Origin of the sequence: Clostridium sp. AM58-1XD, from assembly GCF_003464085.1 — a bacterium.
In the GTDB taxonomy this organism is placed as follows: domain Bacteria; phylum Bacillota; class Clostridia; order Lachnospirales; family Lachnospiraceae; genus Lachnoclostridium_A.
Window position 1 is genome coordinate 108,708 of sequence record NZ_QSDR01000003.1, and the last position, 24,244, is coordinate 132,951.

General features: G+C 45.3%; 22 protein-coding genes and 2 pseudogenes. 13 read left to right on the forward strand and 11 right to left on the reverse strand.

What is annotated here, in order from left to right; translation table 11 throughout:
• The first annotated feature begins 17 nt into the window (after window positions 1-17).
• Window positions 18-830: a 3-keto-5-aminohexanoate cleavage protein gene (locus DXA13_RS02520; RefSeq protein WP_118241860.1), complete on the forward strand. Its 813-nt coding sequence runs from the start codon at window positions 18-20 to the stop codon at window positions 828-830.
• Window positions 831-844: 14 nt separating this feature from the next.
• Complete coding sequence (locus tag DXA13_RS02525; RefSeq protein ID WP_118241728.1) at window positions 845-2,266, forward strand: four-carbon acid sugar kinase family protein; 1,422 nt, start codon at window positions 845-847, stop codon at window positions 2,264-2,266.
• Between the two features lie 114 nt (window positions 2,267-2,380).
• Here the strand turns inward: DXA13_RS02525 and DXA13_RS02530 are convergent, their stop codons facing one another.
• From DXA13_RS02530 to pflB, 5 genes and pseudogenes are all read right to left on the reverse strand, one after another.
• Entirely contained in the window at window positions 2,381-3,091 is a 711-nt protein-coding gene (locus DXA13_RS02530; RefSeq protein WP_118241730.1) for a gamma-glutamyl-gamma-aminobutyrate hydrolase family protein, read from the reverse strand.
• Window positions 3,092-3,223: 132 nt separating this feature from the next.
• Window positions 3,224-3,394 (reverse strand): 4Fe-4S binding protein, encoded by a 171-nt coding sequence (locus DXA13_RS02535; RefSeq protein WP_118241732.1) that lies wholly within the window; start codon window positions 3,392-3,394, stop codon window positions 3,224-3,226.
• 117 nt (window positions 3,395-3,511) lie between these two features.
• A complete protein-coding gene (pflA, locus tag DXA13_RS02540; protein WP_118241734.1) occupies window positions 3,512-4,276 on the reverse strand; it encodes a pyruvate formate-lyase-activating protein in 765 nt (254 codons plus the stop codon).
• A 110-nt stretch (window positions 4,277-4,386) separates the two neighbouring features.
• Complete coding sequence (gene grcA3 / locus DXA13_RS02545) at window positions 4,387-4,638, reverse strand: autonomous glycyl radical cofactor GrcA3 (protein WP_118241736.1); 252 nt, start codon at window positions 4,636-4,638, stop codon at window positions 4,387-4,389.
• Window positions 4,639-4,668: 30 nt separating this feature from the next.
• Window positions 4,669-6,755: pseudogene (gene pflB, locus DXA13_RS02550) on the reverse strand (formate C-acetyltransferase).
• A 315-nt stretch (window positions 6,756-7,070) separates the two neighbouring features.
• On the opposite strand from pflB, the gene DXA13_RS02555 reads away from it, so the two are divergent.
• The gene (locus DXA13_RS02555; RefSeq protein ID WP_118241738.1) at window positions 7,071-7,271 is read left to right on the forward strand and encodes a DUF1858 domain-containing protein; all 201 of its coding nucleotides are present in this window, start codon (window positions 7,071-7,073) and stop codon (window positions 7,269-7,271) included.
• A 117-nt stretch (window positions 7,272-7,388) separates the two neighbouring features.
• Here DXA13_RS02555 and DXA13_RS02560 read toward each other — a convergent pair whose 3' ends face one another.
• Window positions 7,389-8,120, reverse strand: a complete 732-nt coding sequence (locus DXA13_RS02560; protein ID WP_118241740.1) for an adaptor protein MecA — start codon at window positions 8,118-8,120, stop codon at window positions 7,389-7,391.
• A gap of 323 nt (window positions 8,121-8,443) precedes the next feature.
• Between DXA13_RS02560 and DXA13_RS02570 the strand changes: the two genes are divergently transcribed.
• The 6 genes from DXA13_RS02570 to DXA13_RS02595 all read left to right on the forward strand — a co-directional run bounded on the left by DXA13_RS02570 (window position 8,444) and on the right by DXA13_RS02595 (window position 14,126).
• Window positions 8,444-9,745, forward strand: coding sequence for a serine/threonine-protein kinase (locus DXA13_RS02570; RefSeq protein ID WP_278287019.1), 1,302 nt, complete (start codon window positions 8,444-8,446; stop codon window positions 9,743-9,745).
• A gap of 229 nt (window positions 9,746-9,974) precedes the next feature.
• A complete protein-coding gene (locus DXA13_RS02575; RefSeq protein ID WP_118241746.1) occupies window positions 9,975-10,298 on the forward strand; it encodes a hypothetical protein in 324 nt (107 codons plus the stop codon).
• A gap of 63 nt (window positions 10,299-10,361) precedes the next feature.
• Entirely contained in the window at window positions 10,362-10,598 is a 237-nt protein-coding gene (locus DXA13_RS02580) for a hypothetical protein (RefSeq protein ID WP_118241747.1), read from the forward strand.
• 365 nt (window positions 10,599-10,963) lie between these two features.
• Window positions 10,964-12,613, forward strand: a complete 1,650-nt coding sequence (locus tag DXA13_RS02585) for a glycosyl hydrolase family 18 protein (protein WP_118241749.1) — start codon at window positions 10,964-10,966, stop codon at window positions 12,611-12,613.
• Window positions 12,610-13,044 carry a hypothetical protein gene (locus DXA13_RS02590; RefSeq protein ID WP_118241751.1) on the forward strand — a complete coding sequence of 145 codons (435 nt, stop codon included), beginning with the start codon at window positions 12,610-12,612 and terminating at the stop codon, window positions 13,042-13,044. Before DXA13_RS02585 ends, DXA13_RS02590 begins: the two co-directional genes overlap by 4 nt.
• A 50-nt stretch (window positions 13,045-13,094) precedes the next feature.
• Complete coding sequence (locus DXA13_RS02595; protein ID WP_243008934.1) at window positions 13,095-14,126, forward strand: metallophosphoesterase; 1,032 nt, start codon at window positions 13,095-13,097, stop codon at window positions 14,124-14,126.
• Here DXA13_RS02595 and DXA13_RS02600 read toward each other — a convergent pair.
• Genes DXA13_RS02600 through DXA13_RS02610 form a run of 3 tightly spaced genes read right to left on the reverse strand, consistent with a single transcriptional unit; the run spans window position 14,115 to window position 17,661 of the window.
• Window positions 14,115-15,392 (reverse strand): hypothetical protein, encoded by a 1,278-nt coding sequence (locus tag DXA13_RS02600; protein ID WP_118241755.1) that lies wholly within the window; start codon window positions 15,390-15,392, stop codon window positions 14,115-14,117. The genes DXA13_RS02595 and DXA13_RS02600 overlap by 12 nt on opposite strands.
• Before the next feature lie 19 nt (window positions 15,393-15,411).
• Window positions 15,412-16,689: a DUF58 domain-containing protein gene (locus DXA13_RS02605; protein WP_118241757.1), complete on the reverse strand. Its 1,278-nt coding sequence runs from the start codon at window positions 16,687-16,689 to the stop codon at window positions 15,412-15,414.
• An 18-nt stretch (window positions 16,690-16,707) separates the two neighbouring features.
• Window positions 16,708-17,661, reverse strand: a complete 954-nt coding sequence (locus tag DXA13_RS02610) for a MoxR family ATPase (RefSeq protein ID WP_118241759.1) — start codon at window positions 17,659-17,661, stop codon at window positions 16,708-16,710.
• 260 nt (window positions 17,662-17,921) lie between these two features.
• Between DXA13_RS02610 and DXA13_RS02615 the strand changes: the two genes are divergently transcribed.
• From DXA13_RS02615 to DXA13_RS02625, 3 genes are all read left to right on the forward strand, one after another.
• Complete coding sequence (locus DXA13_RS02615) at window positions 17,922-18,575, forward strand: N-acetylmuramoyl-L-alanine amidase (RefSeq protein WP_347559659.1); 654 nt, start codon at window positions 17,922-17,924, stop codon at window positions 18,573-18,575.
• A 78-nt stretch (window positions 18,576-18,653) separates the two neighbouring features.
• Window positions 18,654-19,598 (forward strand): AEC family transporter, encoded by a 945-nt coding sequence (locus DXA13_RS02620; protein ID WP_118241761.1) that lies wholly within the window; start codon window positions 18,654-18,656, stop codon window positions 19,596-19,598.
• A gap of 78 nt (window positions 19,599-19,676) precedes the next feature.
• Complete coding sequence (locus tag DXA13_RS02625) at window positions 19,677-20,375, forward strand: hypothetical protein (RefSeq protein ID WP_118241763.1); 699 nt, start codon at window positions 19,677-19,679, stop codon at window positions 20,373-20,375.
• A gap of 183 nt (window positions 20,376-20,558) precedes the next feature.
• Here DXA13_RS02625 and DXA13_RS02630 read toward each other — a convergent pair whose 3' ends face one another.
• Both DXA13_RS02630 and DXA13_RS02635 read right to left on the reverse strand, forming a co-directional pair.
• Window positions 20,559-22,244 carry an AraC family transcriptional regulator gene (locus DXA13_RS02630; protein WP_181995505.1) on the reverse strand — a complete coding sequence of 562 codons (1,686 nt, stop codon included), beginning with the start codon at window positions 22,242-22,244 and terminating at the stop codon, window positions 20,559-20,561.
• A gap of 98 nt (window positions 22,245-22,342) precedes the next feature.
• Window positions 22,343-22,840 (reverse strand): cache domain-containing protein, encoded by a 498-nt coding sequence (locus tag DXA13_RS02635; RefSeq protein WP_118241767.1) that lies wholly within the window; start codon window positions 22,838-22,840, stop codon window positions 22,343-22,345.
• 419 nt (window positions 22,841-23,259) lie between these two features.
• Between DXA13_RS02635 and DXA13_RS02640 the strand changes: the two are divergent.
• Window positions 23,260-24,239: pseudogene (locus DXA13_RS02640) on the forward strand (TRAP transporter substrate-binding protein).
• Window positions 24,240-24,244: the final 5 nt, after the last annotated feature.

Sequence of the window (24,244 nt, forward strand, 5' to 3'; positions counted from 1 at the left end):
AAAAGGAGAGAGATCATATGGCAGAGATGGAAAATAAAGTACTTGTTTCCGTAGCTCCTGTAGCAGCTACGGACAAGATAATCATACCGGAAAAAATAGCAGAAGACGTGCTCCGCTGCTACAAGGCAGGCGCAGCAATGGTTCACCTTCATGTAAGGGATGGGGAAGGCAATCTGACGCCGGATATGAGTCTTCTGGAAGAGACGCTCCGTCTGATCCGGAAGGATTCCGACATCATTATTGAAGTTTCAACAGGCGGAGTTTCCAGTCTGACCATCCAGGAAAGGTGCGCACCTTTGTATTCTGACCTCGTAGAAGCATGTTCTTTGAATGTTGGTTCAACAAATTTGGGAAAATCTGTTTACGCGAACCCCATTGATGATGTAGAATACTGTGTAAGGGAGATCTTGAAACAGAAAAAAACACCGGAAGTGGAAACATTTGAAATCGGCCATACCTGGACGATGCAGGAGCTTATGAGAAAATATGAATTTGTGTCCCCTGTTCTGTTCAGTATTGTATTGGGACATGAAGGAGAGGCGCCTGCAACGCCGAAGGCGCTGGCAGCCATGATTGAGATGATTCCAGAAGGTACATTATGGGGAATTACACATGCCCACCGGAAAGATTTTTCACTGATTGCAGGAGCCCTCGGAATGGGAGCAAAGACTGTAAGAATTGGTTTTGAGGACAGCAATTATCTGGACCCATGTACTCAGGTGGATTCCAATGCACCTCTTGTAGCCAAGACGGTCAGTCTGCTTCACGCGATGGACAAGGAAGCTATGACACCAGATGAAGCAAGAGCTTACTTCCGTATTAGCAGATAAGGGAGGATTATATTATGCTGAGCGCATCCGTACTCACAAAATACCCGTCCGTGGATGTTACCGCGGTCCAGGCCGCACTTGAGGACGAGGTAAAAAAGGACAGACACAAAATCATAGTACTGGACGATGACCCTACAGGGGTACAGACGGTTCATGACATTTCTGTTTATACAGACTGGTCGTATGAAAGCATTAAGAAGGGCTTTTTAGAGGACTGCAAGTTATTTTATGTCCTTACAAACTCCAGAGGATTTACTGTTGAGCAGACGACAAAGGCACATTTGGAAATTGGAGAGACAGTAGCGAAGGTAGCAGACGAACTGGGTATGGAATACGTGATTGTCAGCAGAGGTGATTCCACACTGCGCGGCCACTATCCGCTGGAAACAGAACTGATCCGACAGATGGCGGAGAAACACGGTACGAGAAAGGTGGACGGAGAGATCATCTGCCCGTATTTTAAAGAAGGCGGCCGTTTTACCATCGACAACGTTCATTATGTAAAATATGGTGACGAACTGACTCCTGCCGGTGAGACAGAATTTGCCAAAGACAGGACATTCGGATATAAATCTTCAAATTTAAAAGAATATGTGGAAGAGAAAACGGAAGGGAAGTATAAGGCAGCCGACGTAGTCGATATATCGCTGGATGAACTCCGCGCTCTTGATTATGAAGGAATAGAGAAAAAGCTGCTTTCTGTCAGCGGCTTTGGAAAAATTGTAGTAAATGCTGTAGATGCCTGCGATCTTAAGGTGTTCTGCGTAGCGCTTTATCGTGCAATGGCGAAAGGACACAGTTTTATGTTCCGTACGGCGGCAGGCTTTGTAAAAGAATTCGGCGCCATCAGCGACAAGCCCCTTCTCACCAGGAAGGATATGGTTACGACCGATACGAATGCAGGCGGAATCATAGTGGTTGGATCCCATACAAAGAAGACCACCAGTCAGCTGGAAGCTCTTAAAACAGTTCCGGGAATTGAATTTATAGAGTTTAATTCGGATCTTGTTCTGGATGAAGATCAATTCAAAGAAGAGATCGCTTCTGTCATTAAGAAGGAGGAAGAATTGATTCAGAGCGGTACAACGGTTGCCGTATATACCAAGAGAAAGCTTCTGTCACTGGAAAACGATACGCCGGAGGCAGCTCTGGTGCGTTCGGTAAAGATTTCCGATGCAGTACAGTCACTTGTAGGCAGTCTGAAGGTAACGCCGGCCTTTGTAGTAGCAAAAGGAGGAATCACATCCAGCGATGTGGGAACGAAAGCGCTTCAGGTTAAGAGGGCGACGGTGCTGGGCCAGATCCGTCCGGGAATTCCGGTATGGCAGACAGGAGAAGAGAGCCGTTTCCCAGGTATTCCGTACATCATTTTCCCAGGCAATGTTGGGGAAGAGACGACTTTGAAAGAAGCAGTGGAAATTCTTTTAGATAAGTAAGGCGCTGTAAAAGAAATCATGAATGCCGCCAATATCAGATTCTGTTCTTGGGAAAATGGTATTGGCGGCATTGCACTTTTTTACAACACCCTCAGTTATTATTATTATGCAAGATCAGATGCAGGCTCTGACAAACGCTTCAAACAAAGCGCGTTCCTCCGGCTGTTTCGTCCAAAGATGCTCCGGATGCCACTGAACAGCCAGAAAGAATGGATAACCCGGATATTCCACAGCCTCTACAAGATGGCCGGAAGCACAGGCGCATGTTTCCAGGCACGGAGCGAGATCTTTAATTGCCTGATGGTGCATACTGTTAACCATCAGAGAGGATTCGCCAGTAATCTCGGAAAGAAGAGTGCCGGGGAATACATCTACGGTGTGACAGGGAATTTTAAAGTCAAAGGTCTGATCATGGGCTACGGGAATCTCACTTGAGAATTGGCTTTCAATATCCTGATAGATGGTTCCTCCAAGTGCAATATTTAAAATCTGAATTCCGCGGCATACGCCGAAAACCGGTTTTTCCTGTTCCATAATAATAGGAAGGATATCCATTTCCAGAGTATCACGCAGAGGTGATATATTCCTGCATTTCGGATGAGTTTCTTCGCCGAACAGGAAGGAATGAACGTCGGGCCCCCCGGTAAACAGAAAGCCGTCCAGGGTATCGACAAGCTGTTTTAAGTCCTGTTCTGATATTTCCAGCGGAAGAACGACGGGAATGCCTCCTGCAGCTGTAATAGCCCTCGTATATGCAGATCTCATATAGATGTCATTCGTTGCAGTGTCATGGTACGGCAATAAGCCAATAAGCGGTTTGCTCATGTATAAACCTCGCTTTCACAATAAGAATAAAGTAGGCAGGGCCAAAGGATGAAATCTTTCCTCACAGGATGATTTTCCCTATGCAACAAAAAGCCCCATCCAGATCGGATGGAGCTTTATGTATTGGATATATTAGCCCTCAGAAATAGCACCTGTTGGGCATGTACCAGCACAAGTACCGCAGTCGATGCATGTATCAGCATTGATCTCGTACTTTCCGTCACCTTCAGCGATAGCACCAACTGGACATTCACCAGCACAAGCGCCACAGCTAACGCAAGAATCACTAATTACGTATGCCATAATAATTGCCTCCTTTATATTCTTTAGATTAGTCTCTATTTTATACTATAAACATAAATTATTCAAGTGGAAAATGATGTTGGGATTGTTTAAATTTAGGAGCAGAAACCGAAAGGATTACCGGCTGTCATTTAGAGCCTGGCGCCGTTCATCCCGGATTCCCCGAAGAATCACCGTCCTGGCGGCAGCAGCCTCTTCTGCGCTCAGGGGCTTTGTATTTTCAAGAGGATAGGAAATTCCCAGCTGCTTATATTTTTCCTTTCCCATATCGTGATAGGGAAGGACGTCCAGAGCCTTAACGTTCGAAAGACTGCCGATAAACCGGCCGACACGATACAGTTCCTCCTGCTGGAAGGTGATTCCTGGAACAACTACGTGGCGAATCCATACGGGAATATGCTTATGATCCAGATAGCGGGCAAAAGCCAGGATGTTTTCATTCGGATGGCCGCAGAGCTTCTGGTGTTCAGCGGAATCAATATGCTTGATGTCTAAGAGGATCAGATCCGTAACGGTGAGAAGCAGATCGATTTTGCCAGTCAGCTTTGAATTGTCTGGAACATACAGGATTCCGGATGTATCCAGACATGTGTGTATTCCATGACCTTTGGCCAGCGTGAACAGCTCGATCAGAAAATCCAGCTGCATCATCGGTTCTCCTCCGCTGACGGTAATTCCGCCGTTTCGATAGTAGGTTTGGGAGGCCATGTACTGACGGATGATCTCCTCCGGTTCCATTTCCGTTCCTCCACCCGGTTCCCACGTATCAGGATTATGACAGTAAAGGCAGCGCATGGGGCAGCCTTTTAAGAAAACAACAAGGCGGATTCCCGGTCCGTCTACCGTTCCAAAGCTTTCTATGGAATGAACATATCCTTTCATGGCACGACTTCCTTTCCTGTATATTTATACAGATGATAATTAGAAGAGGGTGCGGCAAAAGTAAAACAATGCTTTTTGCGGCACCCTCGTGTAGGTTTACGATATTAACATTAGATTGACGTATGGAACGTACGGGAAATGACCTCGTCCTGCTGTTCCTTTGTCAGCTTGTTGAAGTTAACTGCGTATCCGGATACACGCACGGTCAGCTGAGGATATTTTTCCGGGTGAGCCTGTGCATCCAGAAGCGTTTCTTTTGTAAACACATTTACATTTAAATGATGTCCGCCCTGCTGTACATAGCCGTCTAACAGGGATACAAGATTGTCAATCTGCGCGTCGCTAACATTTATATTTGCCATAGCTGAGTCTCCTTTTCTTATTGTGTACGATTATTCTCTGTCCATTCCGTCAAATAAGGTTGCTCCGTCACATGCACCGCAGCCGTCAAGCTCAACATCCAGATCGCCCATAAATACCTGAGTTCCCTTTCCAAGAGCATCCGGGATGATGGAGAAGGTGTTGGATATTCCGTCCTGAGCGTCCTTGAAAGGAAGCTTGGCTACAGAAGAGAGGGAAGCGACGGCTCCGTGAGTATCACGCCTGTGCATTGGATTGGCTCCTGGAGCAAAGGGCTGTCCTGATTTTCTTCCGTCCGGTGTAGCGCCTGTATTCTTGCCGTAAACCACATTAGAGGTAATGGTGAGAATGGAGGTGGTGTGGATTCCGCCCCGGTAAGCGTGGTTCCTCTTAATATAGTTCAGGAACGTATGAACGATGTCACTTGCTATTTCATCAACACGGTCATCGTTGTTGCCGTATTTCGGGAAATCCCCTTCTACGATATAGTCAACGACAATGCCGTTTTCATCTCTTACGGTCTTAACCTTCGCATATTTGATGGCGGACAGGGAATCGGCAACAACAGAGAGTCCGGCGATACCGGTAGCAAACCATCTCGTCACCTTCTGATCGTGAAGAGCCATCTGAATTTTTTCGTAGCAGTATTTATCATGCATGTAGTGAATGATATTCAAAGCATTGACATATACCTGAGCAAGCCACTGCATCATGTTGTGGTAAGCTTCCATGACCTCATCATAGTCCAGATACTCCGATGTAATCGGACGGTAAGTCGGCCCAATCTGCTTTTTAGTCATTTCATCTACACCGCCGTTGATTGCATAAAGAAGGCATTTCGCCAGGTTGGCGCGGGCTCCAAAGAACTGCATTTCCTTTCCTACACGCATAGAGGATACACAGCATGCAATTGCATAATCATCACCGTGAGTAACTCTCATCAGATCGTCGTTCTCATACTGTACGGAAGACGACTGGATGGAAGTTTTTGCACAGTAACGCTTGAAATTCTCAGGAAGCTTTGTTGACCAGAGTACGGTTAAGTTCGGCTCCGGCGCCGTACCGAGGTTCTCCAGTGTGTGAAGATAACGGAAGGACATCTTAGTAACCATATGGCGGCCATCGATGCCTACGCCTCCGATAGATTCAGTCACCCATGTAGGATCGCCGGAAAACAGAGTATTGTATTCCGGAGTACGGGCAAATTTGATCATGCGCAGCTTCATGATGAAGTGATCGATAAATTCCTGAATCTGTTCTTCTGTAAATGTGCCTTCAGCCAGGTCGCGCTGTGCATAGATGTCCAGGAAGGTAGAGGTCCGTCCAAGAGACATGGCGGCGCCGTTCTGTTCTTTGACAGCAGCCAGATATCCGAAGTATGTCCACTGAATCGCTTCCTGCACATTAACAGCCGGACGGGAAAGATCGAAACCGTAAATCTGTCCAAGCTTCTTTAAGTCGTCCAGAGCGCGGATCTGTTCAGAGAGCTCTTCGCGGTCACGGATCACTTCAGAGTACATGATTGTACGTGTTGTTGCCTTCTGCTCTTCTTTGTCCTTAATCAGGCGGTCCACACCATAGAGAGCAATTCTTCTGTAGTCGCCGATAATGCGTCCGCGTCCGTAAGCATCCGGAAGGCCTGTAATGATATGGCTGGAACGGCATGCGCGCATTTCCGGGGTATAGGCGTCAAATACGCCGGCATTATGGGTCTTTCTGTGAACCGAAAAAAATTCGGAAATTTCCGGATCCACTTTATATCCGTTATCAAGGCATGCCTTTCTGCCATACGGATTCCGCCGTAAGGCTGAAGGGCACGTTTAAAGGGCTTGTCTGTCTGGAATCCTACAATCGTCTCTTTTGACTTTTCCAGATATCCTGGTCCGTGAGAGGTAATTGTGGAAATTACTCTGGTATCCATGTCCAGAACTCCGCCGGCTTCCCGTTCTTTCTGTGAGAGATCCATGACCTGATCCCATAAATCTTTCGTGTTTTGCGTTGGGCCTGCTAAAAATGACTCATCTCCGTCATAAGGTGTATAGTTTTTCTGAATAAAATCTCTGACGTTGATTTCTTTTTCCCAAACGCCGTTCTGGAATGTTCTCCATTCGTTTTTCATCCTTAGAGTACCTCCTGTTTATTGTATAAAGATCACATGATTGATTAGTAACTCTTATAAAAACAGCTCTATATAAAAGAACAACTTATATTAGCTAGAACTATTATATTCTATTCCTTGTATACACGTCAAGAAATATTTTAATATTGTGAAAAAGTATCAATAATGGAAGTAAAAGCCGCTTTTCCTTTGCCAGAATAAGGAAATTAAGAGGAAAGCGGCCTTGAAAAGAAAAGAAAAAAGTATTATAGTAATTCATAGGGTTATAGACACATACGGTATGTCCCCAAATTCACGGATAAGGAGAAAAACAAAATGCAGATTAATAAAGATATGTTAATCGGACAGTTAGTTACGATGGACGAATTAATTCCGGCAATGTTAATGCGTGCAGGCATGCATTGTCTTGGCTGCCCGTCCGCACAGGGTGAATCGCTGGCAGAGGCCTGCATGGTGCATGGAATTGACTGTGATGAATTAGTTGCCCAGATGAATGAAATTCTGGCTACAAGATAAGGATAATTATCGATGAAAATGGCTGCAGTCTCGGATAAAATACCTGAGGCTGCAGCCATTTTTAATTGTTACGGGCTTGCAGCGGCCGTTACTTGACCGCTGAAACATCCTCATGGTTTACGATATCAGGGAAAGAGACTGAAGCGCGTGTCCCTTGCTGATAATCTCATAATGTTCGCAGTAATATGCTTCGGCCGCATATTCAAATTTGACCTTTGTTCCGTACTCGGCAAGAACATTGAGAACGCGGCTGAATTCAAGAGAATCGGGACCGTCGCTGTGGACGATCAGATAATACTGATTCGTTCCTGGATTTTTATACAGTGTATTCTCGCCTTCATAGAGGGAACCGGCAGAATGGGCAGCTTCGATAATTGTATCGAGACTGCTGAAGGAGTAGATTCGGGAAGTAGAGGATTCCGATTTTTCAGAAGTACTGTCGGAAGACTTCTCATCCTTCTTGCTGTCCGATCCGGATGGGGCAAGTTTTTCAATCAGGCCGTCAGCGCCTTCCAAAAGTTCACTGGCCAGATTGGAAAGAATGCTGTCTTCGTCATCCGGCATAGGAGAAAATTTGGAAAAACGGGTATCCAGTTCTTCTGGATCTTCTATTTTTGTAATTACCAGCATAACACTTTCATTAGAGAGAGGAATCGCCTCAACCATCAGAGGAATATCGTCGGCCTCGAATCCTACTTCATTGGAAGCCTTTTGGATCATCTCGCGAAAGAGGTTGCGGGCCTTTTCAGTACCGTAAGCCAGTTCACCGAGATTTAAGTTACGGACACTTAAATCAAAACTTGTCAGGGTACAGCGAATTTGACTTTCATTTATACGTTCTATCTTCATAGGATCACTTCCTTTGTTTGAGTTTTAAAATGGGCGCATTCCTTCAATATAAATATACTATATCATATAGCAAAATATCAATTACTATGTGAAAAATTAAGAATTTTTTTATGGAATACAGGGAAATAATAATTGTAAAAGGCAAAAATGTGTATTAAAATATGGTTTAAGAGATGATATTGGAAAAAAGGAGGTGGGTCCGGGAGAGAACACCATTCTGTTTGGAAAATATCAACTGCGCCGGGTAATAGGGACCGGGCGTACTTGTACTGTATATCTTGCTGTACATCTGGGTCTGAAGGAATATCGGGCCATTAAAAAAAATCTCCAAACGCTTCGCAGATTATGGGGAATTTCAAAGGGAAGCAGTTATTCTGAAGAATATCAGGCATCCTGGAATACCTGTGATATATGATCTGGAAGAAGACGAGGACAATTATTATCTTATCGAAGAATATCTGGAGGGAGTTTCGTTGTTCAACCTCATACGGAACGAGGGACCCCTGTCAAAGGCAATGACGGTTTCAATCGGAATCCAGATTTGCCGTCTGGTTTATTATCTGCATTCAGCAAAACCAAATCCCATTTTATATTTAGATCTGCAGCCAAAGAATCTGCTGTTGTGTCATGATACTGTAAAACTGATTGATTTCGGCCAGGCTGTTTTTTTACAGGAAGCCGGATGCTTGAAAAAGCGTTATGGGACTGCGGGCTATGCCGCGCCGGAACAGTATACGGACGAGACACTGGATGAGAGGACAGATATGTTTGCCATCGGAAAACTGATGTATTTTCTGTTTAAAGGCACTTCCCTGGAGAATGAAGGGAATGAGAAGAGAGCGGAATTCAGAGCTCCTGGCCTTATGAGAATTATCAGCAGATGTCTGGCTTCAGAAAAAGAAAAAAGGTATCCTTCAGTATACGCCCTGTGTGAAGAGCTGGAAAAAATCCAGAAGGATGGAGGAAACAAAAACCATTTATCATCTCTTACCATTGCTTTTGCCGGAGTCAAATCGGGCGTCGGAACGACTCATCTGGCAATCGGCCTGTCGCAATATCTGAAATTACATGGTTATCCCAATCTATATGAAGAAAAAAACAAATCCGATGCAGTAAGGACGATGGCGGGATATTTTTGTGCCCGTCCTGACAGTGACGGCATTATTAAGATTGCCGGTTTATATATGAAGCCATTTTATGGACAGGCAGTACGGTTCAAAGAACCGGAAGGAATGTTTCGGATTCAGGATTATGGTACAGACTGGGAAGCGCTCGGGGAAAACAGGGCGGATGCACTCATTATCGTAAATGGGGGCAAATGGTGGGATATTGCCTGGCCCCGCAGATATCCATGTATGCTCGATGGGAGCGGAAAAATTTTCATTATATGCAATTTGTCTCTAAAGGATTTAAAAATAAGCAGAGAGAAAAGGCAGGAACAGGCCGTTTATATGAAAGCCCCGTATTTTGAAAGCCCATTTGACCTTTCGGCAGAGGCGGAATATTTTTACAGGAGCCTGATGGACAGGATATGGAATGGACAGCACAGAAGGGAGAGAAGATATTTACCACGGCTATGGCTAAAAAGAGCAATCCGTTTTATCCGTCTGATATTTGCCGGATAATCGGTGTAGCAGGAAGTACACATGGGGTAGGTGTCACCCACTTCTGTATATTAGCGGCGAATTACCTGTCGAGCTGTCTGAGAAAGAAAACAGCAGTATTGGAGTGGGACGGACACGGCGATTTTGAGAAGATGGAGCGAGCGTGTACCGGGAAAAATGCACAACGGAATGATTTCTGCGTTTTGGATGTTTCTTATTATAAAAACGCAGGGCAAAAAGAGCTGGTATCATGCATGGATCCGGATATCTGTATATTGTCGTGGATTTTGGGATTCTGACAAAGGAGAAGCAGGGTGAATTTCTTCGCTGTGAAAAGCATGTGCTGGTCGGCTCATTCAGCGAATGGCAGGAAGAAGAGTTTCTGGTTCATATGAAGCATCAGAAAGGAACGGAAAAAAGATGGATATATGCCGTTTCTTTCGGCAGTATGGAGATGAGAAAAGAGGTGACGAAAAAGTTAAAAATACCGGTCCTTAATATTCCATTCACAGCGGACGCATTCACGGTGACTCCCATAGTCCTGAAATTTTTCCAGGAATTTTTTGAGAACTGAACGAAGATTTGTGTCACAGCATACCTCTTTGCGGTTCGCTTTTCAGTTCTCGGGGAGGACAATATGGGAAAGAGAAAGAAACAGCTTGAGGAAAAGGACCGTCAGGTATACCTGGAAGGTCTGAAGAAGTACCAGGACCGTGGAATTCCCGTATATATTGACAACAAAGAAGCAAGCGAAGAAGATATGGGAAAGATTTTCGAGATTCAGGAGGATGGAAGCTTTTATATGGGAGACTATGTAGGAGCAGATTCCGGCTGTTTGAGAGAAATACGGTTTGATAAGGTCTATAATAAGTAATAGAATAATATTCTGCATAAGGGCAGCTGTGCCGTGGATACCGTATTCAGTCTGAGCAACCGTTCACCCACAGCTGCCCAAATAAAACGTTAAAAAAAATTAAGAACACACCCCCGCCGGATATGGTATAATGTGCACGTAAGCAATGAGCCATGCGAAATGAGTTGCAATGAAATTTACGTTGTGCTTGCACATAAGGAAATTTCATTGCGACTCATTTCATAGGGCGAAGCCCGTGACCGAAATGGAGCGGAGCGGAATTGAGGGCACAGCATGGCGGACAGAAAGAGAGCTCTTGACCAGGGCAGGCGAAGCCCGTGACCGAAATGAAAATAGATTTACAGGCAGATTCGGAGGATAAATAAATGAAAAAAATGCTTCAGACCCTTTGGGGGATGATTCTTGTCATAATTTTAGCTGCTGCAGGAGCAGGTTGTTTTTTTCTGTTCCAGAAGTATTCGCCTTCTAAGGAGAATGCGGATATTGGGAAACTTTTCCGGGCAGAGGGAAATGAAGTTGCAATTATTCTGAACAATGAATTACAGAAAGATAAGGGACTTTACATAGACGGCCAGACATACCTCCCTGTTACATGGATCAATGAATTCCTGAATGAACGGTTTTACTGGGACAGCAATGAGAAGATGTTGGTGTATGCGCTTCCTGACACAATCGTTTATGCAGATGCCAATACGGCGGGAAGTACCGGAAAACCCCTGCTCTATGATAAGGGGGAAGAGGTATATCTGGCTCTGGGCCTGATTGCCAACTATACAGACATCCGCATAGAAGCGTTTGACGGAGAAGAGACAAAGCGTATTTTTGTATGGAATACATGGGAGCCGGAACAGACGGCCTCTATGAAGAAGGATGGAAATCTTCGCGTAAAGGGCGGAGTGAAGAGCCCGATTGTACAGGAGGTTCCGAAAGGATGCAGAATTCGGATCCTGGATTCTATGGATAAATGGTCCTATGTTCAGACTGAGACAGGATTTCTGGGGTATATAGAGAACAGAAAGCTGACAAAAGCGGAACAGACGACGCCGAAAAGCGCATTTACGCCGCCGGTGTATGAGACGAATTCTCTGGGAGAACGTGTTTCAATGGCCTGGCACCAGGTTACGACGATGGAAGCCAATGGCCTGTTTGACAAGTTCATAGCGAATACAAAGGGAGTGAATGTCGTTTCTCCCACCTGGTTTTCAATGAAGGACAACGAAGGCAATTTTACTTCCCTGGCCAGCAGAGAATACGTTGACAAGGCACATGGCATGGGGATTCAGGTGTGGGCGCTGATCGACAATTTCGGCAAAGAGGTGCAGACAGAAGTTTTACTGTCCAAAACATCTACGAGGAAAAAACTGATCGCCTCCCTGATAGACAAAGCAAAGGAATATGATCTGGATGGTCTGAATCTGGACTTTGAGAGCCTGAAGCCGGAAGCGGCTCCGCATTATATTCAGTTTATAAGAGAACTTTCTGTTTCATGCAGAAAAGAAGGTCTGATTCTTTCTGTAGACAACTATGTGCCGGCAGCGCATACAGAATTCTATAACCGCAAAGAGCAGGGGATCGTTGCAGATTATGTAATTATCATGGGATATGATGAACACTATGCGGGCGGAGAAATGGGGTCGGTGGCGTCCCTTCCGTTTGTGGAAAACGGTATAAAAGATACGCTGGAAGTGGTGCCGAAAGAAAAAGTGATTAATGCGGTTCCACTTTATACGAGACTGTGGAAGGTGACGGGCGATGAGGTGAAATCATCTGCGCTTGGAATTACCGCTGCTAAGAAGTGGATTGAAGAAAATAAGGTCGGACTGAACTGGGATGATACGCTGGGGCAGTACTATGGCGAGCTGGAGGGAGAAGAGACCAGCCAGTATATATGGATGGAAGAAGAGCGCTCTCTCAAGCTGAAAGCGGACCTTGTAAACAAATATGATCTGGCAGGTATAGCTTGTTGGAAATTAGGCCTTGAGCCAAGTGAAATATGGGATGTGATCAATCAATGAGAAGCAGGAAACATACGGTAAGAGCAGTGGCAGCTACGCTGATAGTAGCTGCTGCTTTCCATATGCAGGGCTGTGCCGGAAGGGCAAGTACAGATCAGGCAGATCTTTCAGAGACTGAAAGTCAGGAGAGCACAGTCGGCACTGAGGAAAGCACAGAAGAGTTAACAGAGCCCGAAACAGCGGCACTGGAAACGGAACCGCTTAAAGAGGACGAACAAGCTGATTTGCACAGGCCGGACGGACTTGAGGGGATCGACGGGATTAAAATTGTTATTGGCACGGATGTACATTATCTGGCGGGAGAGCTTACGGACTACGGGGAAGCATTCCAGCATATGGTTGACTATGGGGACGGACGGATTGTCACATATATCGACCAGATTACAGATGAGTTTTTGAAGGAAGTAGTTGAAGAAGAGCCAAAAGCCTGATTCTGACAGGCGATCTCAGCTCAAATGGAGAGAAAAAGAGCCATGAAGCTCTGGCGGAAAAGCTGCGTAAGGTAGAAGACGAGGGAATTACCGTTCTTGTAATACCGGGCAATCACGACATTAACAATACGAATGCCAAAGGATATGAAGGAGACGGGACATATCCGGTGGAGTTTACTTCCCCTGGAGATTTTGCCTGGATTTACAGCGAATTCGGCTATGATGAGGCCGCCAGCCGTGATGAAAGCACACTCAGTTATGTTTATCAGCTGGATGAGAATACGAGGCTTCTTATGCTGGATACGTGTCAGTACCATGATGGATTTGCCAGGGTAGGCGGCGCAATTATGCCGGATACGTATGACTGGATTGAAGAACAGCTGGAAGATGCATATGATAATGATATGAATGTAATTCCTGTAGCCCATCACAATCTTCTGGATGAGAGTGAGGTTTACGTGGCCGACTGTACGATCGAACATAGCAGCCAGCTGATTGAAAAACTGGAAGGATGGGAAATATCCCTGTTTTTAAGCGGCCATCTTCATGTGCAGCATATGATGGAAGAAGACAGGGGATATCCAATCCGTGAAATCGTTACGAGTTCGCTGACGACTCCGGACTGCCAGTATGGGATTCTGACTTATCAGGACAATGACAATTATGAATATGTAACGAAGAAAGTTGATGTCGAACGATGGGCTAGAGAAAATGAGAGCCCTAAGATGGATTTGCTGGAGTTTCGTGCATTCCGCCAGCCGTTTCTGCGCAGGGTATTTCAGAATCAGGCATATGGCGTTCTGCAGAAAATGGACAATATGACGGAAGAAGAACGCAGGAGCATGTGCAGGTTCTATGCAGAGCTTAACGACTATTATTATCAGGGCAGGGCTGTTGAAATAAGAGAAAAGGCCCTGGATGACAAGGCCTTTGATTTGTGGCAGGATAAAGCATACGGAACTGTTTTAAACGATTATATTCTATATATTCTGGATGATGCCAGAGCAGATTACAACAGCCTTTATGTAAGAGATGGGGAGACGGTTAAATCGAAGGAAACCGTCGTGGATTCAGAAGAATGAGAAGGCCTTCTTAATCTGGCGGATATCATTTTTGGACATATGAAGCTTTTCCGCCGAATAAAGATACTGGTCAGCGTAGGCGGAAAGCAGAGAAGCAGCAGAGCCGATTTCATGGAGCCGGTCAAGTCTGCAGAGGTATTCACGCAGAGTTTCTCCCGTTTTTCGAGGATGCAGATGACGTTTCCCGTACCAGCCGGCGCGGAAAATCAGCGCGGGCATACTGTTCGTATGTACGAAAAGTATCCACAACATACGGAAAAACCTCGTAAGTTCACTGCATAATTTTTTAATAAAAGACATCAGGTGGGATGTGCGCCGTTCATTTTTTGCGGTGGACTTTCCGCCTGTTTTTATTCCGAGAATATTTTTACTGAATACTTTATATAAAAGATATGAAATTACAGCTGCAGCACATACGATCAACAGGAAAAAGAGGGCCTGCGTATTTGGAGTCCTATTTTCTTGTTCCATAACGGTCTGGACCGACGGTAGAATGAAGGGGTCCGCTTCCCCTGGCGGAGTATCCGGAAAAAGGCTGAACAGCCATCCGCAGAAGGCAGCAAAACACGACCAGAGAAAAGCAAGTCCGGATAATATGAGCCGTACAATAGAAATAATAAACGATACGAGACCGGAAGAGACGTTTTCTCCCCATAACGAGACAGCTGCACCTACACCTCCAAAGAAAATGATAAAAGCAGCAGGAAAGAAAACGGACGCAGCCGAAACCCTGCCCCTCTCAAATGAAGGGAGGGCCAGGCGGGATACGGCCAGATTCAGAAGACTGACTACAAGAGCGGCAGAAACAGCCTTCATCAGGGAAAGAATTCCAGCACCGGGATCAAAATAATGCCAGATCTTAACGATGATAATGATTACGATCAGCCCGTCTGTAGAGAGGATTCTGGAAGATTGAGAAGCAGGTATACAAGCTCTGTAAATCCGGTGAACCAAAAGCACCAAAAAGGCCAGGTAATACCAGAGATAGGTAAAAAGGTCAGGCGATTTTAGCAACGGCAGACGGATGGCTGCAATACAGAGCAGAGCCGAAGGCACGGTATTCAAACAGATATACCGTCCGACCGACAAGGGATTTTTTAAAATAAGGGAGTCAAACAGCTGGAGAAGAAACAGTCCGGCAGCCAGCATGACAAAGTTCAGGCCAAGAATGCAGGGCCTGAGAATGAAGAATATGGAAAAGCCGAAGACGGCAATATCGGTTAATACAGCTGTAATTGAATTAAGAACAGGATGTTTTACGCTCATATCAGATACCTCAAAGAATTTACGCCTGTATGCCGGTCAGATCATCCTTATGGATGAGTTTCCAAGGACAGAATGGGTCTTTATCAGAAACCGAACAGGCAATAACCGTCGTCCGGTCCATTTTTGCAAGTACATCTGTAGAAATGGTCATAGCCGAAAAAGAATAAGTGATGATACAGAACGTTCCGAAATATATTGCATTTTCCATCAGCCTGTCATATGGAACGACTGCTTCTTCATCACGATACGAAACAGAGGCGAGAGAGTATAAAAGATTCTCAGGATCAGAACCATGTCTTGCAGGATAATGAATTACGGCATTTTGATCGGGCAGTCCGGGTATAATCAGGCCGCAGCAGATTCCAGTGTCTGCCAGCCGCAGTATGCTGGAAGCGGTTATGCTGATCATCTCTTCCAGCTCGTCGCTGAGAGGAGTCCATATGACGATATCTTCACAGGTCATGCTGTTTTTTTCCGACGTGTATGTACGGAATGATGATAAATCTAAAAGAAATGTCATCATTTTTGGGAAGATGGTCTCATATATGTTTGTCATCATGATATTCTGCCCGGCAAGCTGCCGCCAGTTGACTTTCTTGACGGGATCCCCCGGCTGGTATACACGATTCATTTTCAGAAGAGTAATATCTTCCAGATAACCGTTATGGCCGGCTTCCGTGTCAGACGTACTCTGTGTTAAATCGTTGATTTGAACAGGCATGACAGCAGGATAGACGACAAAAACAGGCTGGATATCCAAGGAAACGGACTTTTCCTTGGCGCCGAGGCCGAAACCATCGCCGGAAGCGGCCGAAGCCCTGGTAAATGTGCAGATCCCTCTGCGGACCGCCTTTAAAGGAATGTCCAGTTGGGATTCCTGATGCCATAGAAGCCACGATAAACGGGCACAGGCTCCCGGAACTTCCTCGCCGGATGCCTCCTCAAATACCATTTTTGAATTTTCCTCATCAGCAGGTTCCACACACCCGTTTTTCGGAAGGGGAAAAAGGACCTCTACCCACATGAGAGGGAGGAATTTTCTGTTTGATATTTTGCATGACAGCTGAAAGGTACTGCCCGGAAAGGCACATACGCGGCTGTCTTTGATCTGGATATCCAGCCGTGACAGAGCGAATCTGTTCCAGAGCCAGGCCGCCAGAAACAGAAAGAAAAACAGGAGAAAGGTTCCGGCAGCTTCATTCAGTCCGTTGTAGTAAAACAGAACAGCCATGGCGGCCAGAATGCCGATTCCGATTGGATTGGCAAAATTACTCGTTAATTTACGGTTGCTTTCCATAATCAGCTCCGTTCCATGTTATTTGGTGTCAGAAATTTCTGTAGAAGCGAGAATATCCTGAATGATGCTGTCAGACGAAGTACCGGAGAAACGGGCCTGGGACTTTAAGGTGATTCTGTGGCTCAGTACAGGGACTGCGATCGCTTTAATGTCGTCAGGCGTAACAAAACTGCGGCCTTCCATAGCTGCCCATGCCTTCCCTCCCTGAAACAGCGCTTTAGAAGCTCTGGGGCTGGCCCCTGTCTCCAAAAGCGGATGATTCCTTGTGGCATGGACAAGACTTACGATGTAGCGGCGTACGGCAGTGCTGACGTGTACACGGTCAATTTCCGCAAATACTTCTGCAAGACCTTCAGGTGACAGGACAGAATGAATTTCCGCATAAGGAACGGTATTTCCTAAACGCTCCAGCATCAGATTTTCTTCTTCAGGACTTGGATATCCCAGGGACATTTTGATAAAAAAACGGTCCATCTGAGCGGCAGGAAGAGGGAAGGTGCTTTCACGCTCCACCGGATTCTGAGTAGCCATGACGAAAAAAGGAGAGGGCAGCTTTAAAGATTCTCCGTCAATCGTAACCTGCTGTTCTTCCATCGCTTCCAGAAGGGCGGACTGGGTCCTTGGAATCGCGCGGTTGATCTCGTCAGCCAGGAGGATATTGGTAAACACAGGTCCCTTGCGCAGCTGAAAGTCTCCTGTTTTCTGATTGAATACAGTCATTCCAAGAATATCCGAAGGAAGGAGGTCCGGGGTAAACTGTATTCGGCAGAAGTCGCAGCTTAAAGCCAGTGAAAGCGTTTTGATCAGAGTTGTTTTGCCGCTTCCGGGAAGATCATCCAGGAGGACGTGTCCTCCGGAAAATACGGCCATAACGAGCAAAGAAATCTGCTCTCGTTTGCCGATAATAATCTGCTCGATTTCGTCTAAAAGCAGGTTTTTATAATGTTCTGCATTCTTTTGTGATTGATCCATAGCTGTAAGTCTCCTGAATTCTGTAGTTTGTGTATGCAATGTTTCTATTATATCAGTTTGAAAGGAAACCGTCAAAAGAACGGGGAAAAGTTCACAAATAATTCATAAGGCGGCAACAGTTCTTTTTGGACAAAAAACAGGATATATTGAAGTAAACTGTAACAGCCTGGATGGTCATGGTGAAAAGAACATGGGCAGAGCCCCTGATGGGGATACTATTGTTGTTGGTTGTATTTTTTGTCTCCAGGGAAGCCGGGATTATGACGTCCCAGGCAACTGCAGGGGCGCATGGAGAACGAGAACGAGCGGTTGTGGCGATCGACGTGGGTCATGGGGGAAACGATCCTGGAAAGGTTGGGGTAGATAAGAGCCTAGAGAAGGACATCAATCTTCAGATCGCGAAAAAACTGAAAAAGTACCTGGAAAATTCAGATATAGAAGTCGTTCTGACGAGAGAGGATGACAGGGGATTATACAGTGAAAAAGACAGCAGAAAAAAGATGGCCGATATGAAAAAGAGAGTAGAAGTGATTGAAAAGGCCAAACCTGATCTTGTGGTCAGCATCCATCAGAACAGCTACCACCAGGAAAATGTATCCGGCGGGCAGGTTTTTTACTATGGAAGGTCTGAAAAGGGTAAAAAGCTGGCTGAAATTATACAAAAACGATTTGACTATGTGCTGGGGGAGAAGAACACAAGATTTGCGAAAGCCAATGACAGCTATTATCTGCTTCTTCACGTGAAGGAGCCTATTGTAATTGTAGAATGCGGATTCCTTTCCAACTGGGAAGAATCAGCAAAACTGAACTCTGAAGAATACCAGGACCGTCTGGCATGGACGATCCATATGGGAATCATGGAATTTCTGAATGATAAAACGGCCCCGCCCAAGGCTGAGAATGGAAATAAATAACCAAACAATTCTGGACTTCTAAAATTATCAATGGTAAAATATCCCTATTGGTGTTTTCAACGGTCTGGAGGATAAAAGATGATTATACATTCGATACAAAGTGTTTTGTCGCTTGTAATGATGATGGCTGTGGGATTTGTCATTACCAGGAAACCCTGGTTCGGCAAGGCAGGTGAAAGCTTTCTCTCAAAGCTGTGCATGCAGGTGGCAATCCCGTTTTTAATGATAGTTAACGTCTATGATACATGTCCTACAAGGGAAGAGCTTGTAGCTCTTCTGAAATTTTTCCCGATCCCATTTCTGATGATCCTGTTCTTTCTGATCGTAGGTTCGGTTGTTGCAAAGATTCTAAAAGTACATGTCAGAAGAATCGGGGCGTTTGTCAATGTTATAGGATTTTCCAATACGGTTTTCGTAGGGTTTCCCATCGTGGAATCCATTCTGGGCGAGCAGGCGCTTCCCATCGCCATGAGCTATTATATCGCTAATACCATTTTATTCTGGACTGCGGGCGCCTGGCTGCTGAGAAGGGACAGCAATCCCGGGGCTCCCATATTTACTTTCGAAAACGTAAAAAAGATGTTTTCCATGCCGATTATCGGATTTTTGTTCGGAATTACCCTAGTCATTCTGAACGTAACCATACCGGACTGGATTTTCAGCCCCATTAAACAGGTGGGTAAGACAGCAACGCCGCTGGCCATGATCGTAATCGGAAGTATTCTGAGAAATATCAACCTGAAAGAGCTGAAGATGTCCAGAGACATTGTTGTGCTGATGATAAACCGATTTATTGTATCTCCAGTGGTTATGCTGGGAGTCCTGCTTCTGCTTCCGATCAGTGATATGGCAAAACAGGTTTATCTGATTCTGGTAATTATGCCCGCAATGACACAATTTGGAATCCTGGCAAAGGAATCCGGCGCGGACTATGAATTCTGTACCGTCCTTATCGCTGTAACGACTGTAATCAGCATGGCCGTAGTGCCGGTTTATACGGTGCTGCTGGGGATTATTTTTTAACTATTTATAGAGGGTATTCAGTTTCAGGCAAATTTTGAGGAATACCAGTTCTTCGTTACGCAGGAAGATTACGCGGAGTTGGTTACCGATGCAGGCGATGTTTACAACTATAATATTATGACGACCCGCTACAAAAAGGGAGACGGCATTCATGTTGCAAATGTCTGCTCCGGTAATGTGATAGTATCCGTATACGCCGACTTCCGGAAGGAAGATGAGGCGGAGCGTTCTTTGGAAGAAATAGAGCGTATACTGCGCAGCCTGAAAATTGACGAAACAGAGGCGCTGGAATCGTTCCCGTCAGATGCCGGAGAAGAGGGCATGCAGGTGGTTGGAAATGAAACCGTGGGGTATGTTTCGGTTCCAGACACATGGGTGAAATTTACTGATTTGGACGGCGGAACAGATTTCCAATATTCAAATATAGAAGGTACGGCTATTATTACGATGAATATTTTTGACACGAAAGGCCTTTCGGACGAGCAAAAAGCAGCACTGGATACAAGGAGTGCTGCCAGTTCCGTATGGTATAATTTAGAAAATAATGATGTTACGAATATTTCCGGGGCTACAGTTAAGATCGGTACATATGACGCTCTTCAGGTTTACGGGTCGTTCACCAGTGAAGACCATGGCCTGGCAAGCTATATCGTCTGCTGGATATTTGAAGATGAAAACGGCATTATGCATTACGTTTCCGCAGAAGCTCCGGTGGAGTCTGCCTCGGAAGTAGTTTCTTATGTGGAAAGCTCATTTACGCTTACTCTAAAAGAGTGAGCATATCAATTATTTCATGGCTATTCATGATTATCACCTCCCGTAAAGGAAAACATATCTCAATATATCTAAAAAATGTGGTTTGTATATCGAGCCCATACACAGTCTTTTATATCCCATACTATATGCTATCATATATTTCTATTGAACGGTACGTGATGAAAGCGGTTTAGTAGGAAAATATCAGGACGGTTCTTTTAAAGCGGTTAAAGCCTGGCTGCGGTACTGGCCTGGAGATGTCCCCTCATACTGCTTGAAGAGGCGCATAAAAGAGCGGACATTGTTAAAACCGACCTGGAAACCGACCTGTTCCACTGTCATCTGTGTATCCTCCAGAAGACGTTTTGCCCGGTTGATCCGAAGCGTATTCAGATATTCTACGAAACCAATGTTCAGGTGTTTTTTAAACAGGCGGCTGACATAAGAGGGACTCATCTGGCTGTAGTCGGCCAGATCCTGCAGGGAGATATCTTCTCCGAGATGCGTCCGGACGTACTCTTTCAGGCGCTCAATGGTTTTGTCGGAGCGCTGGCGATTAAAGGACTCCACGCAGGAGGCGGCCGTGCCCGCCGTATTTTTCAGGAGCATCTGGATATCACCGATGGTGGCACAGGAGTTCAGCGCTTTATAGAATATCGTAAGTTCCGGATGACTGTCCAGATCGATCTCCAGACTGATCAGGATTTCCAGAATCTGGTTCATTATGTGAGAAGCTGTTATGGAGACATCGTTATAAGAAGCAGAATACTGGCGCATGTTCTGATAGATATTCATGCAAGGCTCTTCTACGGCAGCAGGAGAGCCGGTTCTGACGGCCTGCAGGAGGGCTTCTTCCAGCTTTGTATTCAGGTAGTACACCGTATGGGAAGGGGAAGCGGTTGCGCCGGCCGCTGTCCCCGACGGGTTATACTGCTGAAATTTTAAGGATTCTTGTGCTTCTCGATAGGAATAGGGAAGATCAGAAATTGATTCGTATGTATTTCCGCCGTTTATCAGCAGAGGAAACGGAAGGTTCTCCGCAGCTCGTTTTAGAGTAGATAGGATTGTGAGAAGCACGCGGTTTTCGGAATCCTTGCTGTTAATGACAAGCGACCAGGAAAAGCGGTTTAAGTGAAGCAGCGCATATGGGCAGGAGCCGGCGGCTTCATTTACGAGGCCGGATATCTGGCAGCTGTGAAGCAGCTGGGTCTGTTCGTCAAATTGTTGAATGTAATTCTCATAATTTGATATCAGCAGAATAATTACGCCGTAGCCAAAGGGTGAAAAATCTTCACGGATAAAATCTAATTTGGTCTCTATTTCTTCCGGGGTCATCGGTTCCCCAAGAATCAGGCTGAAGAAAAAATTATCTTTTACGGCCGGCCTGAGCTGATCGATGGTGGTATGCATATTCTGATTGGCTTCCTTCATGGAGCTGTATGCATTGTGAATATACTGATATTCATCAGAACATTCCCTGGAACTGTCTCCCCCCTGAACGAGAGAAACGAGGCCTCTCAGCGGTTTATAAAGTTTCTTTGCAGCAAAGAATGAAAGCAAAAAAGAAATTGGAAGAGCCGCGGCGGCCAGAGCCATGAGAAGCCGGGATATATGACGGTATTGTTTAAAAAAAATAGGCATGGAGGAAGTGCCGACATACCTCCAACCGGTTACAGGAGATATGGCATGAAGCACGACAAGGTCGTCCGGATCAGCCTTAAAGATAAATGTTCCGGAATTAGAAGCAAGCTCCTTTTGAAAGTCGCTGTCTATCTGCCAGCTTACCTGATCCGGATTTTGGGCGTAGAGACTGGATTGGTCCAGGTCGTATACATTGATCTGCAGAGCGGACTCCGGCCTGTTGGCGGAAAAGAGAAAATCCCTGTCCATATTGAGAATCAGACATCCAAGACTCCCTTTGGAATCAAGGGGGATATTCTGATAAAAGGTGAGGCAATTTTCCAGACCATTTGAATCGGGCGTATGAATTACATTTTTCCGCACGACCATCGAAGCATATTTTTTTCTGAATACAGGTCCAGAGCAGGTTTGTCATAAAAATGAAAATACCGGTAGCCTTTGTTTTCAGAAGACAGGACGAGTCCGGCGAAATTGGAATACAGATATGCATAGTAAATGCCGTTGTCCGATTTCTGGATATCATTTAAGTATTTCATAATCTGGGTATTCCTTGATATTTCAGAAAACGTCGGCTGGAGGATGAAGGAAAGAACGGAAGCATTGGTGGCAACGCGGACCATTTCTTCCTGAACGGATAAAATCTGATTGTCGATATTGTTCATGTACTGCGTTAACGCCCTCTGACTGGAGCTGTAGCTTTCGCTCTTCCAGAACTGTTCGGACAGGTTGGCAAAAAGCAGAGAGATGCACAAAAGAGGAATAACGGAAATGAGGGACAGCAGGATAAAGGTTTTTAAAAATACATGGTGGGAAAAGGAAAAATAATGTTTCAGTCTGTTTATCATTTCGTAAACGCCTCCCAAAGGGTAATGTCAGAATTATGGCAATATTATAGCAACAACAGGACAAAAATGAAAGTACAGGAAGAAAAAACAGCCATGACAATTTATGCACATATGACAAAAATGGAACAATAATGCGGATTATACAGGATAAAACGCACCAAAAAAGCAAGTCTGCCGAATAATGGAAGGAGACAGGTAAAATAGTGCCGGGCGGAGGAAAGAATTGTCAATTGTAAGGAATTTTAAAATCCGATATAGTAAGGACAGCCGATCAAGCTTGATGGAACAAATTAAAAAATGTATCAGGAGAGGAAGACGATATGATGAAAAAAAGAAGTATTTTAAGCGGAATTTTGATTGCCTCCATGGCTGGTAGCCTTCTGGCAGGATGTGCAAATTATTCGGGATCAGTTGATAATATGACGGAGGCTCCGAAAGAGGCGGAGCAGGAAAAGACGGAATCATCTTCTGCGAATCCGGATGCAGTTCCGATTAAGATTGCAAATTTCCTGGCTGATACGCATCCGATAAATGTGGCTCTGCAGTCTACATTGAAACCGATGCTGGAAGAGAAAACACAGGGAAGATATACACTTGAGATTTATTCCAACAGTGTTCTGGGCGGTGAAAAAGAGATTACGGAAGCGGCAAAGATGGGAACCATTGAAGTCGGAGTAGCAGGTGTACAGATGTCAGACCAGTTTCCCAAGTTAAAGGTGCTGGATTTTCCATGGGTATTCGACGATGTAGACAGCAGCTGCGAGGCACTGAACACGCCGGAAATTATGGAAGAGATCACAGAAGATGTGAAGTCTACAGGACTTTTATGTAAAGGCTTTGCGCTGAACGGCGTGCGTTCCATATCCAACAGCAAGCATCCGATCAATTCCGTTGAGGACTGCAAGGGAATCAAGCTGCGCGTTCCGGAAGTTACTCATTTTGTAGATAATGCAAAGGCTCTTGGATTTAACGTTGTTACGATGTCTATGTCGGAAATTTTTACGGCGCTTCAGCAGGGCGTAATCGATGGACAGGAAAACCCGCCTACAACGCTGCTTACGAGCGGATGGTATGAAGTTCAGGATTATCTTGCCCTCACCCGCCATCAGGTAACGTATCAGTGCTGGCAGTCAATCAGAAGTTTTATGAAGGAATGACTCCGGAAGACCAGAAGGCATTTGACGAATGCTGTGCAGCTTATGTAAAAGAGGTAAAGAGGCTTTACAAAGAGACGGAAGAAGCCGACATCAATACGCTGAAGGAAAAGGGAGTGGAGGTAACAGAAGTAGACAGAGCTCCGTTTAAGGCAATCGGTGAAACGGTAATTGAAAAGTACTGCGGAGAATATCCGGATTTTAAGGCAATGCTGGACAAGCTTCATGAAATGGGAGCGAAATAAGGAAA

What these genes read in the sequence shown, in the direction of transcription:
- DXA13_RS02630 (WP_181995505.1), bottom strand. Translation starts at nt 22,244, where the DNA reads ATGGACAGGGATTTTCTCTTTTCCGCCAACAGGCCGGAGTCCGCTCTG.
- DXA13_RS02615 (WP_347559659.1), top strand. Translation starts at nt 17,922, where the DNA reads ATGACGTCCCAGGCAACTGCAGGGGCGCATGGAGAACGAGAACGAGCG.
- DXA13_RS02585 (WP_118241749.1), top strand. Translation starts at nt 10,964, where the DNA reads ATGAAAAAAATGCTTCAGACCCTTTGGGGGATGATTCTTGTCATAATT.
- DXA13_RS02575 (WP_118241746.1), top strand. Translation starts at nt 9,975, where the DNA reads ATGCATGGATCCGGATATCTGTATATTGTCGTGGATTTTGGGATTCTG.
- pflA (WP_118241734.1), bottom strand. Translation starts at nt 4,276, where the DNA reads ATGAAAGGATATGTTCATTCCATAGAAAGCTTTGGAACGGTAGACGGA.
- DXA13_RS02635 (WP_118241767.1), bottom strand. Translation starts at nt 22,840, where the DNA reads ATGATAAACAGACTGAAACATTATTTTTCCTTTTCCCACCATGTATTT.
- DXA13_RS02555 (WP_118241738.1), top strand. Translation starts at nt 7,071, where the DNA reads ATGCAGATTAATAAAGATATGTTAATCGGACAGTTAGTTACGATGGAC.
- DXA13_RS02610 (WP_118241759.1), bottom strand. Translation starts at nt 17,661, where the DNA reads ATGGATCAATCACAAAAGAATGCAGAACATTATAAAAACCTGCTTTTA.
- DXA13_RS02605 (WP_118241757.1), bottom strand. Translation starts at nt 16,689, where the DNA reads ATGGAAAGCAACCGTAAATTAACGAGTAATTTTGCCAATCCAATCGGA.
- DXA13_RS02560 (WP_118241740.1), bottom strand. Translation starts at nt 8,120, where the DNA reads ATGAAGATAGAACGTATAAATGAAAGTCAAATTCGCTGTACCCTGACA.
- grcA3 (WP_118241736.1), bottom strand. Translation starts at nt 4,638, where the DNA reads ATGGCAAATATAAATGTTAGCGACGCGCAGATTGACAATCTTGTATCC.
- DXA13_RS02520 (WP_118241860.1), top strand. Translation starts at nt 18, where the DNA reads ATGGCAGAGATGGAAAATAAAGTACTTGTTTCCGTAGCTCCTGTAGCA.
- DXA13_RS02525 (WP_118241728.1), top strand. Translation starts at nt 845, where the DNA reads ATGCTGAGCGCATCCGTACTCACAAAATACCCGTCCGTGGATGTTACC.
- DXA13_RS02590 (WP_118241751.1), top strand. Translation starts at nt 12,610, where the DNA reads ATGAGAAGCAGGAAACATACGGTAAGAGCAGTGGCAGCTACGCTGATA.
- DXA13_RS02600 (WP_118241755.1), bottom strand. Translation starts at nt 15,392, where the DNA reads ATGAGCGTAAAACATCCTGTTCTTAATTCAATTACAGCTGTATTAACC.
- DXA13_RS02535 (WP_118241732.1), bottom strand. Translation starts at nt 3,394, where the DNA reads ATGGCATACGTAATTAGTGATTCTTGCGTTAGCTGTGGCGCTTGTGCT.
- DXA13_RS02580 (WP_118241747.1), top strand. Translation starts at nt 10,362, where the DNA reads ATGGGAAAGAGAAAGAAACAGCTTGAGGAAAAGGACCGTCAGGTATAC.
- DXA13_RS02530 (WP_118241730.1), bottom strand. Translation starts at nt 3,091, where the DNA reads ATGAGCAAACCGCTTATTGGCTTATTGCCGTACCATGACACTGCAACG.
- DXA13_RS02620 (WP_118241761.1), top strand. Translation starts at nt 18,654, where the DNA reads ATGATTATACATTCGATACAAAGTGTTTTGTCGCTTGTAATGATGATG.